Source organism: Pseudomonas sp. P4_C8 (genome assembly GCF_056401975.1).
On the sequence record NZ_JBFUIH010000001.1, the window covers coordinates 262,255 to 279,387 of the forward strand.

The following is a 17,133-nucleotide window of genomic DNA, read 5'->3' on the forward strand; positions in this document are numbered from 1 at the left end:
GTTTTGTGAACACTGGAGATCCAGTGTGGGAGCGAGCCTGCTCGCGAATGGTGCCACCGCAGTCTAAGGGATCAACGGTTCATCGGCGCAACAAACCGGCTCTTGGCCTCGCTGTAGATGTCCGGCTCATCGCTGTCGACAATCTTGAACGTGATCGTCTGCGAGCCGCTGCTCGGCCGTTCCGTGGTCATCGCCACTGACACCGGCACATCGACAATCTCGCCGGGCGCCAGGCTCAGCTGCGTCTTGCCTTGCAACTGGAAGCCGTCGCCCTCCACCAGACTCAAACGATAGTCCTGGCGCAGCTGGGTTTTGTTGATGATCTTGAGGCTGTAGATGTTTTCGATCTGGCCCTGGCTGTTTTCGCGGAACAGGCCACGGTCCTTGCTGACGTCCAGCGACACCATTGGCCGTTCCACCAGTGCGAGGGCGAGGGCGCCGATCATCACCAACAGCACTGCCGTATAACCCATAAGCCGTGGTCGCAGCAGGCGAGTCTTGCCACCCTGCAATTGATGCTCCGAGGTGTAGCTGATCAGCCCACGGGCATAGCCCATTTTGTCCATGATCGAGTCACAGGCGTCGATGCACGCGGCGCAACCGATGCATTCCATCTGCAAACCGTCGCGGATGTCGATGCCGGTCGGGCAGACCTGCACGCACAGCTGACAGTCGATGCAATCGCCCAGGCCGACTTCGGCCGGTTTCACTTCGCGTTTACGCGCGCCTCGGTTCTCGCCACGGGCCGCGTCATAGGAAATGGTCAGGGTGTCTTTGTCGAACATCACGCTTTGAAACCGCGCATAGGGGCACATGTGCATGCACACCGCTTCACGCAGCCAGCCGGCGTTGATGTACGTGGCGCCGGTAAAGAACAGCACCCAAAACAGACTGACACCGCCCATTTGCCAGGTCAGCAACTCTTCGGCCAGCGGCCGGATCGGCGTGAAGTAGCCGACAAAGGTCAGGCCGGTGAGCAGGCTGATCGCCAGCCACAGCGTGTGCTTGGCCGAACGCCGCAGCAGTTTGTTCAAGCCCCACGGCGCGGCTTGCAGCTTGATGCGCTGGTTACGCTCGCCTTCGGTGATTTTCTCGCACCACATGAAGATCCAGGTCCAGGAACTCTGCGGGCAGGTGTAACCGCACCAGACCCGGCCGGCGAACACAGTGATCGCAAACAGGCCGAACGCAGCGATGATCAACAGCGCCGAAAGCAGGATGAAATCCTGCGGCCAGAAGGTCGCGCCAAAGATGTGGAATTTACTTTCGGAAAGGTCCCAGAGCACCGCCTGGCGGTCGCCCCAGTTCAGCCACACGGTGCCGAAGAACAGCAAAAACAGAAAACCCGCACCGCTCAGCCGCAAGGTGCGGAACAGGCCGGTGAAGCTGCGGGTGTGGATCAGGTTGTCGCTGGACTTGGCCTTCATCTTCGGTCGCGAAGGCTCAAATGTCTGTACCGCAGGCGTGCTTTCAACTAATCGGACGGGGATTCTATCGCTCATGGTCTGTCGCTCATCAGCCTCCATCAGGCCAGCGCACTATGAGCGTCGATCTGTTTGCATAACAGACTCAGGTATTGCAATAAAAAGCGGATCAGATGAGCGCTGATCCGCTGCCTGCGACAACTTGAAGCAGCTGCGCCGGCGGGACGCAAACGCCTATATCACGCCTGTGCAGGTCTTGTTGATCAGCGTCAGTCAAATCACCGAATCACTGTCCGTGGCCTTCAAATGCCGGCGACCGTCGACTGCGCCTGCTACGGTCAATGCGTCGGCTTCTGCTTCGGTGATGTAGATACGTTGGCCGTCGAGGTCCACCGCTGACATGGCTTTTTCCGAGTCAGTGATGATAGTGACGTCAGGGCACAGGCGAATTTCTTCGCCGTTTTCGGTGGTGAAGAAGCAGGTCTCATTTTCGATGCGCACGCTCATGGCGAGGTCCTGTTTTCTGCGAATACGTAAGCGTTAGGACGCACTCAATGGCCATCGTTCGGTGCAACCGATTAATGGTCGGCGCGGTCCATCCTTTAACAACGCGCACAAGGACAACAGCATGAACGCCTGGTGGCATGAGGTTTGGGTGACGCTGCAAGCGGAGTTCGCCGATATCGGTGATGCGTCCCAATTGACGCGCATCACCGTGCGCCTGCTGATGGCAGCCGTGTTGGGCGGCATCCTCGGTTTCGAGCGAGAGCACAAGGGCAAGGCCGCCGGAGTCCGCACTCACATGCTGGTGGCGCTGGGGGCAGCGCTGTTTGTGCTGGTGCCGCAAATGTCCGGTGCGCAAGCCGACGCGATGAGCCGGGTGGTGCAGGGTGTTATCGCCGGGATCGGTTTTCTCGGCGCCGGGACTATTCTTAAAAACACCGAGGGCGATGAGGGCCACGTCAAAGGCCTGACCACCGCCGCCGGGTTGTGGATGACCGCCGCCATCGGCGTGTCGGCCGGGCTGGGGCGGGAGGCAACGGCGGTGTTCAGTACGCTGCTGGCGTTAGCGATTTTCAGTGTGATGCCGAGGATCGTGCGACTGATCGACAAAGATCACGCCCCTTAAATCAGGGATTTACATCATGTGTGCAGGTTGTTCGACAGTCTAAGCCGTGCTTTTTGCTCTTCGTTTCTGAGAGCTCATGTTGGCTGTAGTCGTACTCACTATGAAGCAGATGATTCTCCAGATCCTTGAGGATCGAGCTTTTGATGGATTGTTCGGGAAGCACGTGTTTGGTATGGAAATGAAGAATTTCGTAATTGAATATTTTCAAAGTGAGGCCAGCCGCCGGTCATTTGTTCACGGTTGAACGCTTTTCTCTTTGCGTTCGGACTTTCTGTGAAACCGTTGATGCGGAAAAATATTGTTTTCATGGCTGACCACACTCAAAGCTGACGATGTGGTGGTTTTGTAAAGTACGCGCGGTGGTCTCGTAAAGTGTCGGAGGGGACAGAACGCCACTTAAGGACCGGTACTACGCATTTTTAGGAATAGTCTTTCGTTTTTTTTGAGAGCTTCCGCACAAAGGATGGGAGCGATCAACTGTAGTCATTCCGGATTCACAATGATCGGCGGCATCGTAGTGGATGGATCTTCCCGTGCTGGCGGAGTGGTTCCCGGCGGGTCTTCTTCGGGCACGGGTTCCGGCTCGGTCGGTGGAATGACCGGGCTGTCGATGTTCGGATCAGGCGTTTCGGCAGGGATTGGAATACTCATTATCAAGCCTCCAGTGGCACATGGCGTAAGTCGTGCTTAAGTGAGTTGACCTCCCTGAGCGTGAATTGATTCCCCGCGACCGCTTGGGCAATTCCCTCTGAACTTTTAGCCCGCCCGGTGGTTCCCAACCTAAGTGAATCTATTCAGGGAACACCCGGTACAAGAGCGTCCATGGGGCGTAAAGGAGAGATGCTCGATGACTGCTGAAAAACCGACAGAGCTCAATTACAACCCTCACATGCCGCTGTCGCAGGCTTTATTACTGCCGCGAATCGCGATTGAAAACACCCAGCCGACCCTTGATGGCGGACAGTTCGCCGTCAAATCCGTCGTGGGCCAGGACGTGGTGGTGACCAGCAAAGTGTTTGCCGACGGTCACGACAAACTGGCTGTGCGGGTGCGCTGGCGGGCCGAGGGCGATGACATCTGGCAAAGCGAAGTCATGGCGGACGTGGGCAATAACGGCTGGCAAGGCCAGTTCCGTGTCGAGCGTCAGGGTCGCTATCTGTTCTGTATCGAAGCCTGGATCGATCAGTTCGCCAGCTTCTGTTATGAACTGGAGAAGAAGCACGCCGCGCGTATCCCCGTCAGTCTGGAATTGCAGGAAGGACGCACTCAGGTCCAGCAGGCGGCTGAGCGCAGCGAAGGGGCGTTGAGTGAACAACTGACGGCGCTGCACCATGAGTTGTCCGGTTTGCTCGAAAACGAGCAGGTGGCACTGTTTCTGCACCAACGTAGCGCCGAGCTGATGGCGCTTGTGAATCATCACGCGTATGTGAGCCTGAGCCCGGAGTACCCGCTGGATGTTGAGCGGGAGCTGGCGCAATTCGCCAGTTGGTATGAACTGTTTCCGCGCTCGATCACTGATGATCCGGCCCGTCATGGCACGTTCAATGATGTGCATGAGCGGTTGCCGATGATTCAGGACATGGGGTTCGACGTGCTGTACTTTCCGCCGATCCATCCGATCGGCCGCAGTTTCCGCAAAGGTCCGAACAATTCCCTGATCGCCGGTCCCGAAGATCACGGTAGCCCCTATGCGATTGGCAGCGAAGAGGGCGGGCATGAGGCGATTCACTCGCAGCTCGGCACCCGCGAAGACTTTCGCCGCCTGGTCGCCACGGCGGCGGACTACGGGATTGAAATCGCCCTCGACTTTGCCATTCAGTGTTCCCAGGACCACCCATGGCTGCAACAGCACCCGGGCTGGTTCAACTGGAGGCCGGACGGCACGATCAAATACGCCGAGAACCCGCCGAAAAAATACCAGGACATCGTCAACGTCGACTTCTACGCCACCGAGGCCATTCCGAGCCTGTGGGTCGAACTGCGCGACATCGTGGTCGGTTGGGTCGAAGAGGGCGTGAAGATCTTTCGCGTCGACAACCCGCACACCAAACCGCTGCCGTTCTGGCAGTGGCTGATTGCCGATGTGCGCGCCCTGTATCCGGAGGTGATCTTCCTCGCCGAAGCCTTTACCACGCCAGCGATGATGGCGCGTCTGGGCAAGGTCGGTTATTCGCAGAGCTACACCTATTTCACCTGGCGTAACACCAAGCATGAGCTGGCGACGTATTTCACCGAGCTCAATGAATCGCCGTGGCGTGAATGCTACCGGCCGAACTTCTTCGTCAATACGCCGGACATCAACCCGTTCTTTCTGCATGAGTCCGGGCGCGCGGGCTTTCTGATCCGTGCGGCGCTGGCGACCATGGGCTCTGGCCTGTGGGGTATGTACTCGGGCTTTGAACTCTGTGAGTCGGCGCCGATACCGGGCAAAGAGGAATACCTCGACTCCGAGAAGTACGAGATTCGCCCACGGGATTTCAACGCGCCGGGCAACATCATTGCCGAGATCGCGCAGCTCAATCGGATCCGCCGGCAGAACCCGGCCCTGCACACGCATTTGGGGCTGAAGGTTTACAACGCGTGGAACGACAACATTCTGTATTTCGGCAAACGCAGCGCCGACGGCAGCAACTTTATTCTGGTGGCCGTTAGTCTCGATCCGCATAACGTCCAGGAAGCTAATTTCGAATTGCCGTTATGGGAAATGGGCTTGCCCGACGACGCCAGCACCCAGGGCGAAGACTTGATGAACGGCCACCGCTGGACCTGGCATGGCAAGTACCAGTTCATGCGAATTGACCCGGCGTATCAACCGTTCGGCATTTGGCGGATTACTGTTTAACACGATCGTCCCCACGCTCTGCGTGGGAATGCAGCCCGGGACGCTCCGCGTCCCCTCCAGAGCCGAACGCGGAGCGTCCGTAGAGGCATTCCCACGCAGAGCGTGGGAACGATCATCAACAGGAGTTTCAAATGGCGAAGAAACCCAAAGCAGCCACCTTCATCAAAGACCCGCTCTGGTACAAGGACGCAGTGATCTACCAGGTTCACGTCAAGTCGTTTTTCGACTCCAACAACGACGGAATCGGCGACTTTCCCGGCCTGATCGCCAAGCTCGATTACATCGCCGACCTCGGCGTGAATACCATCTGGCTGTTGCCGTTCTACCCCTCGCCACGCCGTGACGATGGCTACGACATCGCCGAGTACCGTGGCGTGCACGCCGATTACGGCACGATGGCCGACGCCAAGCGCTTCATTGCCGAGGCGCACAAGCGTGGCCTGCGGGTGATTACCGAGCTGGTCATCAATCACACTTCGGACCAGCACGCCTGGTTCCAGCGTGCGCGCAAAGCCAAGCCCGGCTCGGCGGCGCGGGACTTCTACGTCTGGTCCGATGACGATCAGAAGTACGACGGCACGCGCATCATCTTTCTCGACACCGAAAAATCCAACTGGACCTGGGACCCGGTGGCCGGCCAATACTTCTGGCACCGTTTCTACTCCCACCAGCCCGACCTGAACTTCGATAACCCGCAGGTCATGAAAGCCGTGCTCTCGGTCATGCGCTACTGGCTCGACATGGGCATCGACGGTTTGCGGCTGGACGCCATCCCGTACCTGATCGAACGTGACGGCACCAACAACGAAAACCTCCCCGAGACCCATGACGTCCTCAAGCAGATCCGCGCCGAGATCGACGCCAATTACCCGGACCGCATGCTGCTGGCCGAGGCCAATCAATGGCCGGAAGACACGCAACTGTACTTTGGTGACACCGACAAAAAGGGCTTGAACGGCGACGAGTGCCACATGGCCTTTCACTTTCCGTTGATGCCGCGCATGTACATGGCGCTGGCCCAGGAGGATCGCTTCCCGATCACCGACATCCTGCGTCAGACCCCGGAGATCCCGGCCAATTGTCAGTGGGCGATTTTCCTGCGCAATCACGATGAACTGACCCTGGAAATGGTCACCGACAAAGAGCGCGACTACCTGTGGAATTACTACGCGGCCGACCGTCGGGCGCGGATCAACCTGGGGATTCGCCGCCGACTGGCGCCCTTGGTGGAGCGTGATCGGCGTCGCGTGGAGCTGCTCAACAGCTTGCTGCTGTCGATGCCCGGCACGCCGACGCTGTACTACGGCGATGAAATCGGCATGGGCGACAACATCTACCTCGGTGACCGCGATGGTGTGCGCACGCCGATGCAGTGGTCGATTGACCGCAACGGTGGCTTTTCCCGCGCTGATCCGGCCAGCCTGGTGCTGCCACCGATCATGGACCCGCAATACGGCTACCTGTCGGTCAACGTCGAAACCCAGGCCGGCGATCCGCATTCGCTGCTCAACTGGACCCGGCGCATGCTTGCCGTGCGCAAACAGTCCAAGGCGTTCGGTCGAGGAACGCTGAAAATGCTTTCGCCGAGCAACCGCCGAATTCTGGCCTACACCCGTGAATTCACCGGGGCCGATGGCAAACACGAAATCATCCTGTGCGTGGCCAACGTCTCGCGCAGTGCACAAGCGGCGGAACTCGACCTGTCGGCGTACGTCGGCATGGTGCCGGTGGAGATGCTCGGCGGTAACGCCTTCCCGCCGATTGGCCAGTTGAATTTCCTCCTGACCCTGGCGCCTTACGGCTTCTATTGGTTCGGGCTCGCGGCGGAAAACCAGATGCCGAGCTGGCATGTGGAGCCGGCGCAAAGCCTGCCGGACTTCACCACGCTGGTGTTGAAGCACCGCATGGAAGAGCTGCTCGAAACGCCGTCCCGTGGCACGCTGGAGCAGGGCATTCTGCCGACCTGGCTGCAGAATCGCCGCTGGTTTGCCGGCAAGGACGCGGCCATTGAGCAGGTCAACCTGGCCTACGGCGTGCGCTTCGGCGATCCGCTGCACCCGGTGCTGTTGAGCGAAATTGAAGTCACCAGCGCAGGCCAGACTCACCGCTACCAGCTGCCATTCGGCTTTATTCCGGAAGATCAGGTCGGCGCCGCGTTGCCACAGCAATTGGCCTTGTCGCGGGTGCGCCGTGGACGTCAGGTGGGTTTGATCACCGATGCCTTCAGCCTCGAACCTTTTATTCATGCCGTGTTGCAAGGCATGCAGAACGACACCGTGCTGCCATCGAGCGCGGGCGACATCCGTTTCGAGCCCACGGCAGAACTGGCGAAACTGGGGCTGACGCAGGAGTCACCGGTGCGTTATCTGTCCGCCGAGCAATCCAACAGTTCGGTGGTGATCGGCAACAGCCTGGTGCTCAAACTGATCCGCAAACTCGCCTCGGGCGTGCACCCGGAACTGGAAATGAGCGCGTACCTGACCCGCGCCGGGTTCCGCAATATTTCGCCGCTGCTGGGCTCGGTGGTTCGCCGCGACGAGCAAGGCGAGGACACCTTGTTGATGATCGCTCAGGGCTATTTGAGCAATCAGGGCGATGCCTGGGAATGGACCCAGAACAACCTCGAACGCGCGCTGCGAGACGAGTTGGCCGATGCCATGTCCGAGCAGGAACAGCACTACAACGCACTCGGTGAGTTGAAGGATTTTGCCGGCATGCTCGGCCAGCGTCTGGGGGAAATGCACCAGGTACTGGCCGCTCCGACCAAGTCCCCGGACTTCACCTCGCAAGTCACCACTCAGAAAGAGGCGCAGGCCTCGGCCAAGGACGTGGCGGCGCAGCTGGAGCACGCACTGAAGTTGCTCAAGCAGCATCAAAACGAACTGAGCCCGGCGGACCAGACCTTGGTCAGTCGTTTACAGGACCACAAAAAAGCCATCCTCAGCCATGTGCAGGAACTCGGTAAGAAAGCCGCCGGTGGCTTGCGCATCCGCGTTCATGGCGACTTGCACCTGGGCCAGGTGCTGGTGATCAAGGGCGATGCCTACCTGATCGATTTCGAGGGCGAACCGGCGCGGCCGCTGCGTGAACGGCGGGGCAAGCACAGCCCGTACAAGGACGTCAGCGGGGTGTTGCGTTCTTTCGATTACGCCGCCGCGATGACGATCAATGTGCATAACGTCGACAACACGCCCGAGGCCCAGGCTGCCCGTCAGCGGGTCGCCGAACGCTACCTTTTTGAGGCAAAACAGGCATTTGTTGACGCTTATCGGCTGGCGGCAGCTAGTCTTGCTCATGCGTGGCAAGATCCGGAGGGCGAGGACGCCGCGCTGGCGTTGTTCGGACTGGAGAAGGCGGCCTATGAAGTGGCGTATGAGGCGGAAAATCGACCCACTTGGCTGCCGGTGCCTCTGCACGGCTTGTATGGATTATTGAGTGGGCTTAAACCCTTTTCCGAACTTGGTGGAGAGTAGTCATGAGTTTCTCGAACAAGGAACAGGGTCACGCTAAAGAGGCGTTGCTACCCAGAACGCGGGACATCGATGCGTTGGTGCGCGCCGAACATCACGACCCTTTTGCAATTCTGGGGCCCCATGGCGATGGCGCCGACGGGCAGTTCATTCGAGCCTATTTGCCTGACGCGTTGAGCGTACAGGTGTTGGCCAGAGACTCCGGGGAAGAACTTGGCAAACTGGAGGCCACGCAGACACCTGGGCTGTTTGTCGGGCACTTCGAACGGGCCCGGCCGTATCTGCTGCGCACCCGTTGGGCCGGCGGCGAACAAATCAGCGAAGACCCCTACAGCTTTGGCCCGCTGCTCGGTGAGATGGACTTGTACCTGTTCGCCGAAGGCAATCACCGCGACCTGAGCAGTTGCCTCGGCGCTCAGCTGAGGACGGTCGAGGGTGTCGACGGCGTGCGTTTTGCCGTGTGGGCACCCAACGCCAAACGCGTGTCGGTGGTGGGTGATTTCAACAACTGGGACGGTCGCCGCCATCCGATGCGTCTGCGCCATCCGACCGGGGTCTGGGAGCTGTTCATCCCGCGCCTGCGAGCAGGGGAAGCCTACAAATACGAAATCCTCGGTACTCACGGCATTTTGCCGCTTAAAGCTGATCCGATGGCGCTGGCCACCACCTTGCCGCCGGACACCGCCTCTAAAGTCACCTCACCGCTGACCATCGACTGGCAGGATCAGGCGTGGATGCAATCGCGTGGCGAACGTCAGCGACCGACCGCACCGCTGTCGATCTACGAATTGCACGCCGGTTCCTGGCAATGCGAGCTGGACGATCTGGGCGAAGTCGCCCGCCAGTACACCTGGCCCGAGTTGGCTGAGCGCCTGATTCCGTATGTGAAGGATTTGGGTTTCACCCACATCGAACTGATGCCGATCATGGAGCACCCGTTCGGCGGCTCGTGGGGCTATCAACTGCTTTCGCAATTCGCCCCGAGCGCCCGTTACGGTTCACCGGATGACTTTGCCGCGTTCGTCAACGCCTGCCACCAGGCGGAAATCGGCGTGATTCTCGATTGGGTGCCAGCGCATTTCCCGACCGATATCCACGGCCTGGCACAATTCGACGGCACGGCGCTGTACGAATATGGCAACCCGCTGGAAGGTTTTCATCAGGACTGGGACACGCTGATCTACAACCTGGGTCGCACCGAAGTGCACGGTTACATGCTGGCCTCGGGGTTGCACTGGCTCAAGCATTTTCACGTCGATGGCCTGCGCGTCGATGCCGTGGCGTCGATGCTCTACCGCGATTACTCGCGCAAGGCCGGCGAATGGGTGCCGAACCGCCATGGCGGTCGGGAAAACCTCGAAGCCATCGACTTTTTACGTCACCTCAACGACGTGGTGGCGCTGGAGGCGCCCGGTGCGCTGGTCATCGCCGAAGAGTCCACGGCGTGGCCGGGTGTCAGTCAGAGCACGCAACAGGGCGGTTTGGGTTTTGCCTACAAATGGAACATGGGCTGGATGCACGATTCGCTGCATTACATTCAGCAGGATCCGGTGTACCGCGCCCATCACCACAACGAACTGAGTTTTGGTCTGGTGTACGCGTGGTCCGAGCGTTTCATCCTGCCGATTTCCCACGATGAAGTGGTCCACGGCAAGCATTCGCTGATCGACAAAATGCCCGGCGACCGCTGGCAGAAGTTTGCCAATTTGCGCGCCTACTTGAGCTTCATGTGGACGCACCCTGGCAAGAAGCTGTTGTTCATGGGCTGCGAATTCGGCCAGTGGCGCGAGTGGAATCACGATCAGCAACTGGACTGGTACTTGCTGCAATACCCCGAACACAAAGGGGTGCAGAAACTGGTCGGTGACCTCAATCGGCTGTACCGCGAAGAACCGGCGCTGCATGAGCAGGATGATGCCCCGCAAGGCTTCCAGTGGCTGATCGGCGACGATGCGATCAACAGCGTTTACGCGTGGTTGCGCTGGAGCAAGGAGGGCCGGCCGGTATTGGTCGTGGCCAACTTCACCCCGGTGCCGCGCGAGGGTTATCGCGTCGGCGTACCGTTTGCAGGGCGCTGGACCGAGGTGATCAACAGCGATGCGGCGATGTATGCCGGTTCCAACTATGGCAACAGTGGCGGGGCGTTGACCGAGGAGGCACCGAGCCATGGGCAGGCGCTTTCGCTGGTTCTGAATCTGCCACCGCTGGGGGTGTTGATCTTGCGGCCGGAGGGTTGAGCCAAGACCGAGTCGCTGTCATCGCTGGCAAGCCATGCTCCTACAATTGGAATGCATTCCTCTGTAGGAGCATGGCTTGCCAGCGAAGGGGCCGGCCCAATCAACACATAACTTCAAGACAAAACCTCACCACCGCATCCTCACCCCCAAACTCCCAATCAACCCATTCAAATCATTGTCATCCACGTCACTGCTGTAATCCGCACTGATATACACACTCACCGCAGGCGTGACCCTGGCCACCAGCCCCAACCCCACTTCAACCGTCGATGAATTGCGACTGCTGCTGATCTTGTCGACCTGGTCGAGGGTCACGGTGTTGCCGGTGTTCACGGTGCGCCACAAGTTAGTCCGCACGTAGGGTTCGACACCCAGGCCATTGAAGTCGTAATTACCTTTCAATCGGGCGCCGACCCGTCCGCTCCACGACGTCAGGTCGCTCGATGACGCATTGCCCGAGCCGGCATACGGCGTATCCAGCGAAATGCGCTGACTAATCAACTGCGCCTGGGGTTCGACCACCCAGTTCTCGCTCAGGCCAATCGGGAAACCGCCTTCCACCGACAATGTCATCGCCGTGCCTTCAGTTGCCTGCCGAGCGCCCTGGTGGTTACGGCTAAAGCCGTTGACCCGGCCACCGCTGGCGGTCAAATCCACATGCCAGCCTTGAGGGCCGGTCAGGCTCCAGTAAGCGCCGAGGCTTTGGCCTTGGAGATTGAGGGTGTCGTGGGCGGGGTTGGCCAACGCTGGATGGGTCAGCAAGCCGTTGCTGTTGCCTTGTAAGTGGGTGGTGCCGCCGATCAGCCCGACCTTGTGGGTATGACCACTACCGCTTTGCAAGGTGAGGATCGCCGGACCTTTGAATTCTGTGGTGCCAGGGATCGAAGATTCCAGTGACAGGTAGTCGGTCTGCGCTTGTCGCGACGGTTTACCGTACACCTGGTCCCAGGCTGAAGGCGCTTCGTCTTCGATGGTCAGGTGTGAGCTTGTTGTATCGGACGCGGCGCTGAAGTGGCCGGGGTAGGCGGCAGTGATGCTCGTGGTTGGCAAGGTTAAGGCCGGAACATCCTGGCGATACCACGGAGCGGTTTCTTCTTCCGTCGGTCCCGCCTGGGCCTCGAGGGTCGAGCACAGCAAGATAGAGCTGGTGACAGTGCAAAAAGTGACTTTGATCTCTTGTTGGGAGAATGACGTTTTCATGGGGGTCTACCTTGCAATCGCATGGGGTCTCTCGCTATGGCGTCTCTCCTACCCCGAATGAGGGGCGGCCGAATGAATGGGGCAAGCCTATGGGCGCCCGTATTGGCGGGTGTCTGGGGGTGCCCCCTGATGGTACTTCGGGGGTAGTAAAGTGAAGCTAAGAAGACTGCTGACAGTGCGTCAAGAAGATGATTGATAAGTGGTACTGGTATTTTTGGTGTGTCAAATGACTGATTTACGGCGCTGATCTAAGTGCTTGTTTGTTCGAGGACGCGTCAAAAAAACCGCGATCCAGAGCCTTTTGACTCGTTTGCTAGAGGTGCACTTCGACGGCCAACGGCAAATGATCCGACAAGTGCGTCCAGGGTCTATGACTTAGAATTCGCGGTTCATGGCTGCTGGCGTTACGCAGGTATATCCGGTCCAGGCGTAACAATGGAAAGCGTGCCGGGTAGGTTTTGGCCGGGCGCCCGTTATGGCGTTCGAACGCCTCATGCAGGTAGTTTCGTTGGGCGAGGGCGGCGTTGCCTTGCAACTGCCAGTCGTTGAAGTCGCCAGCGATGATCACCGGGGCGTCGTCGGGCAGGGATTCGAGCAGTTGGCAGAGCAGCTGCAACTGCAACTGGCGATGACTTTCGAGCAGGCTCAGGTGCACACAAATGGCATGAACTTCAGCGTGCCCCGGCACCTCCAGCACACAGTGCAGCAACCCGCGGCGTTCGGGGCCAGTGATCGACACATCAAGGTTTCGAAATTCGCGAATCGGGTATTTCGACAGCAGTGCATTGCCGTGGTGGCCATCGGGGTAGACCGCATTGCGCCCATAAGCGAAATCGTTCCACATGCTGTCGGCGAGAAACTCATATTGAGAGGTCGACGGCCAATGGTTGTAACGGGAAGAATGCCGATCGTGTAATCCCACCACTTCCTGGAGGAACACCAGATCCGCTGCCGTACTGCGCACCGCCTCGCGCAGCTCCGGGAGGATGAAACGCCGGTTAAAGGCGGTGAAGCCCTTGTGAGTGTTGACCGTCAGTACCCTCAGTCGATGAATCGCCGCGGACGGGGGCAGCGCGGCCCGTTGCTCGGAATCGCTGATCACGTGTGCTCCTCTGAATCTGGCCTGCGTATGCATGCGACTGATGCGGCGGCAGGCAGTTCAGTCTGAGCGATACCAAAAACCCTGTGGGAGCGAGCCTGCTCGCGATTGCGGTGTATCAGTCGACATCGATTTTGGCTGACACAGCGCAATCGCGAGCAGGCTCGCTCCCACAGGGGGATAGTGTCAGACAAAGACTATTTCATAGGGCAATCGCATGCGGTCCAGGAGCACTCGGGGCAGCAGCGGTGCGATGCCGATGGTGGGTTCGCCGTCGAGCTGGCTGGCGTAGGCGTGGACGGCGTGGCTTTTACGCGCGACGGTCCAAGTGTCCAGGCGCAATTTGCGTGCACGGTGCCAGGGCACGAGTCGCTGGTCGCGAGCCGGCCAGTGCCAGGCCCAAATAGGCACTTCATGGAACGCCGCACCGACCTTGCTCGCAGCAACGGCGCTGGCACGGCCGACGGCGTCGTGATCGGGCGTGCCGTCTTCGCGCCAGGTGCTGAACACCACATCGCCAGGCCGCAAGTAGCGGGAGATGAATTGGGTCAGTTGTGTCTCTTGCTCGGCCAGGGCGAAGTCAGTGAAGCCACCACGAATCCATTTCAGGCTGTGCATCGGCAAGCCGAGCCTACGCAAGGCCTCGACGCTTTCCTGGCCGCGAAATACGCTCAGGCGCTTCTCCGACCATTGTTGGGAGCCCGGTTGGCTGGCACTGCCATCGGTGACCGAGATCATTTGCAGTGGATGACCGAGGCTTGCGAGCAGTTGCAGCAGGCCGCCACAGCTGACCACTTCATCACCTGGATGCGGCGCGATCACCACGGCGCGTGCGCCGGCGGGGACCAGGGTCTGGGTGTTGATGACGGGGATGTTGTCCAGTTGCAGCGCACTGTTCCAGATTTGTGCTGGCTGGCTGCTGTCGATGAGGGTGAGGGGTTTCATCGGCCTACGTCCTTGTTTTGTTTGATAGCAATGTGCAACGTTCCGTACCTTGGATTGTTGCGAACTGAGTATTGCTCAAGTCTCGCTGTTCGTCGCGTGGCGGTTTCATCTGAGGCGATTTTTTTTAACCAATTCGTACCAAATCGCGTAAATAGCCCCCGAAACCACCGTGCGCAGCTCCATTTCACTCGTCTTCCTCATGCTGCAATTCAAACAGCAGCAACGAACGGCCGGTCACCGAATATTCGTGATCGAGTTCAAAGCGTTCCTGTCCTCGAATCGACGGTTGATTGGTGTCGATCATGCAGGTCCAGAACCCGCCATCGGGCACTTGCGGCAGCGTGAAGTTGACGATGTCGTGGTGCGCGTTGACCACCAGCAACAGCGTCGCGTCAGCGCCCTTGCGGCGGATCCCGGTTTCCTGGGCGCGACCGTCGAGCAAGATACCGAGGCAACGACCGTGGGCCTCGCCCCATTGTTCCTGGGACATTTGCGTACCGTCCGGCGCCAGCCAGGTCACGTCTTTGACACCGATGTCCTCGTTGTAATTGCCCACCAGGAAACGGCCGCGTCGCAGGATCGGGTACGCCAGGCGCAACTTGATCAGGCGTTTGACGAACTTGAGCAGGGCCTTGCCGTCCTCGCTGAAGTCCCAGTTGACCCAGCCGATCTCGCTGTCCTGGCAATAGGCGTTGTTATTGCCCTCCTGAGTCCGGGCGAATTCGTCGCCTGCGACCAGCATCGGCGTGCCTTGGGACAGCAGCAGCGTGGCGAAAAAGTTGCGCATCTGCCGCTGGCGCAATTCGTTGATCTCGGGATCGTCGGTCGGACCTTCAACGCCGTGGTTCCACGACAGGTTGTTATTGCTGCCGTCCTGATTGTTCTCGTCGTTGGCTTCGTTGTGCTTGTCGTTGTACGACACCAGGTCGTTGAGGGTGAAACCGTCGTGGGCGGTGATGAAATTCAACGAGGCATATGGCCGGCGGCCACGCTGGTTGAACATCTCGCCGGAGGCGGTCATGCGGCTGGCGAAATCGGCGAGTTGGCCGTCGTCACCTTTCCAGAACGCGCGCACGGTGTCGCGGAATTTGTCGTTCCACTCCACCCAGCCCGGCGGAAAGTTGCCGACCTGATAACCGCCGGGGCCGCAGTCCCACGGTTCGGCAATCATCTTCACCTGACGCAGCACCGGGTCCTGGCGGCAGGCCACGAGGAAGCTGTGACGCTCATCGAAACCGTCGTGGTAGCGACCGAGAATGGTCGCCAGGTCAAAGCGAAACCCGTCGACGTGCATTTCCGACGCCCAGTAGCGCAAGGAGTCGGTGACCATTTGCAACACGCAAGGATGGCTCAAGTCCAGGGTGTTGCCGGTCCCGGAATCGTTGATATAGAAGCGTTTGTCTTCGGGCTTCAAGCGATAGTACGAGACGTTGTCGATGCCGCGCATGGACAGGGTCGGCCCTTGTTCATTGCCCTCGGCGGTGTGGTTGTAGACCACGTCGAGGATCACTTCCAGATTGGCTTCGTGCAGGTGCGCGACCATTTCCTTGAACTCGGCGATCTTGCCGCTGGCGAGATAGCGCGGGTCCGGGGCGAAGAAGGCGATGCTGTTGTAGCCCCAATAGTTGGTCATGCCTTTGTGCAGCAAGTGTTGATCGTTGACGAACGCGTGGATCGGCAACAATTCAACCGACGACACGCCGAGTTTGCGGATGTGGTCCAGCATGTCATCGACCATCAGCCCGGCGAACGTACCGCGCACATTCTCGGGAACGGAAGGGTGACGCATGCTGATGCCGCGCACGTGGGTTTCGTAGATGATCGTTTTGTCCCACGGCACGCTGACGCGATGGTCGTGGCCCCAGGTGTGCGCCGGGTCGATAACTTTACATTTGGGCACGAAGGGCGCGCTGTCGCGTTCATCGAAACTGAGATCCGCATCGGGGTGGCCGATGGTGTAGCCGAACAGCGCTTCGGACCATTTCAACGCGCCAACCAATTGCTTGGCGTAAGGGTCGATCAACAGTTTGTTGTGGTTGAAGCGATGACCGTTGGCCGGGTCGTACGGTCCGTAGACGCGATAGCCATAAATCAGTCCCGGATGGGCGTCGGGCAAGTAGCCGTGGTAGATCTCGTCGGTGTATTCGGGCAGCTCGATGCGTTCAAGTTCCACCTCGCCCGAGTCATCGAAGATGCACAGTTCGACCCTTGTGGCGTTGGCGGAAAACAAGGCGAAATTGACCCCCAGGCCATCCCAGGTTGCGCCCAGCGGGAAGGGCAAGCCTTCACGGATTCGCGACGCCTCGGCGTGAGGTTCTGGCGCGGTTTTTTTTGGCGTGGTCATAAGTGCTCCTGCAAATGGGGATCAAGGGGTTTTCGAGGACGAACGCGGCCCCAGTGGCGAGCGGACTCGCCACGTCCTTGATCAAAACAAATCGTCCTGGACGTCAGGTGATAGGTGGCTTTTTCGCCGCACGAGGTTTCTTCTCGACGGCTTTTTCCCCCGGCAGGATCACTTTCGACGCCGCAGCAGGTTTAGCCTTGGCTTTGGGTTTTGCTGCGCTGGCTTTACCGTCCAGCACGCCATTGGCCTTGCCCGCCGCAGGTTTAGTGGCGGCGGCTTTAGTGGCGCTGGCTTTCGGTGATTTTTTCGGTGCCAGGGCTTCCGCTTCGGCCAGCTTGCGAGCCATCTCCCAGTGTCGGGCGTCCTGGCCCTCCGGTTTGCCCTCCGATTCCCAGATCTGATAGGCAAATTCGCGAACGCGTTTATCGTCGGTACTCATCGCA

At 59.3% G+C, this 17,133-nt stretch carries 13 protein-coding genes; 4 read left to right on the top strand and 9 right to left on the bottom strand.

Annotated features, from left to right (window positions below; translation table 11 throughout):
* Positions 1 to 71 precede the first annotated feature (71 nt).
* Positions 72 to 1,502 (bottom strand): cytochrome c oxidase accessory protein CcoG, encoded by a 1,431-nt coding sequence (gene ccoG / locus AC1DWM_RS01060; protein ID WP_477794452.1) that lies wholly within the window; start codon positions 1,500 to 1,502, stop codon positions 72 to 74.
* A 195-nt stretch (positions 1,503 to 1,697) separates the two neighbouring features.
* Complete coding sequence (locus tag AC1DWM_RS01065; protein ID WP_223520676.1) at positions 1,698 to 1,931, bottom strand: DUF3203 family protein; 234 nt, start codon at positions 1,929 to 1,931, stop codon at positions 1,698 to 1,700.
* A gap of 121 nt (positions 1,932 to 2,052) precedes the next feature.
* Between AC1DWM_RS01065 and AC1DWM_RS01070 the strand changes: the two genes are divergently transcribed.
* Entirely contained in the window at positions 2,053 to 2,553 is a 501-nt protein-coding gene (locus tag AC1DWM_RS01070) for an MgtC/SapB family protein (protein WP_223520674.1), read from the top strand.
* A gap of 98 nt (positions 2,554 to 2,651) precedes the next feature.
* On the opposite strand, the gene AC1DWM_RS01075 is transcribed toward AC1DWM_RS01070, so the two are convergent.
* A complete protein-coding gene (locus tag AC1DWM_RS01075) occupies positions 2,652 to 2,861 on the bottom strand; it encodes a hypothetical protein (protein WP_223520671.1) in 210 nt (69 codons plus the stop codon).
* A gap of 175 nt (positions 2,862 to 3,036) precedes the next feature.
* Complete coding sequence (locus AC1DWM_RS01080) at positions 3,037 to 3,204, bottom strand: hypothetical protein (RefSeq protein WP_223520670.1); 168 nt, start codon at positions 3,202 to 3,204, stop codon at positions 3,037 to 3,039.
* Between the two features lie 196 nt (positions 3,205 to 3,400).
* Between AC1DWM_RS01080 and AC1DWM_RS01085 the strand changes: the two genes are divergently transcribed.
* The 3 genes from AC1DWM_RS01085 (at position 3,401) to glgB (ending at position 11,102) form a co-directional block, all read left to right on the top strand.
* Positions 3,401 to 5,395: an alpha-1,4-glucan--maltose-1-phosphate maltosyltransferase gene (locus AC1DWM_RS01085; protein WP_477794453.1), complete on the top strand. Its 1,995-nt coding sequence runs from the start codon at positions 3,401 to 3,403 to the stop codon at positions 5,393 to 5,395.
* 131 nt (positions 5,396 to 5,526) lie between these two features.
* A complete protein-coding gene (treS, locus tag AC1DWM_RS01090) occupies positions 5,527 to 8,868 on the top strand; it encodes a maltose alpha-D-glucosyltransferase (protein WP_223520665.1) in 3,342 nt (1,113 codons plus the stop codon).
* A gap of 2 nt (positions 8,869 to 8,870) precedes the next feature.
* On the top strand, positions 8,871 to 11,102 hold the full coding sequence (gene glgB, locus AC1DWM_RS01095) for a 1,4-alpha-glucan branching protein GlgB (RefSeq protein WP_477794454.1): 2,232 nt from the start codon (positions 8,871 to 8,873) through the stop codon (positions 11,100 to 11,102).
* Between the two features lie 126 nt (positions 11,103 to 11,228).
* On the opposite strand, the gene AC1DWM_RS01100 is transcribed toward glgB, so the two are convergent.
* The 5 genes from AC1DWM_RS01100 to AC1DWM_RS01120 all read right to left on the bottom strand — a co-directional run bounded on the left by AC1DWM_RS01100 (position 11,229) and on the right by AC1DWM_RS01120 (position 17,129).
* The gene (locus AC1DWM_RS01100) at positions 11,229 to 12,302 is read right to left on the bottom strand and encodes an autotransporter domain-containing protein (protein WP_477794455.1); all 1,074 of its coding nucleotides are present in this window, start codon (positions 12,300 to 12,302) and stop codon (positions 11,229 to 11,231) included.
* Positions 12,303 to 12,615: 313 nt separating this feature from the next.
* Entirely contained in the window at positions 12,616 to 13,404 is a 789-nt protein-coding gene (locus AC1DWM_RS01105; RefSeq protein ID WP_223520659.1) for an endonuclease/exonuclease/phosphatase family protein, read from the bottom strand.
* 183 nt (positions 13,405 to 13,587) lie between these two features.
* Positions 13,588 to 14,346, bottom strand: coding sequence for a PIG-L deacetylase family protein (locus AC1DWM_RS01110; RefSeq protein WP_223520656.1), 759 nt, complete (start codon positions 14,344 to 14,346; stop codon positions 13,588 to 13,590).
* A gap of 184 nt (positions 14,347 to 14,530) precedes the next feature.
* Positions 14,531 to 16,690: a glycogen debranching protein GlgX gene (glgX, locus tag AC1DWM_RS01115; RefSeq protein WP_223520654.1), complete on the bottom strand. Its 2,160-nt coding sequence runs from the start codon at positions 16,688 to 16,690 to the stop codon at positions 14,531 to 14,533.
* A gap of 103 nt (positions 16,691 to 16,793) precedes the next feature.
* Complete coding sequence (locus tag AC1DWM_RS01120; RefSeq protein ID WP_223520652.1) at positions 16,794 to 17,129, bottom strand: DUF2934 domain-containing protein; 336 nt, start codon at positions 17,127 to 17,129, stop codon at positions 16,794 to 16,796.
* Between the last annotated feature and the right edge of the window lie 4 nt (positions 17,130 to 17,133).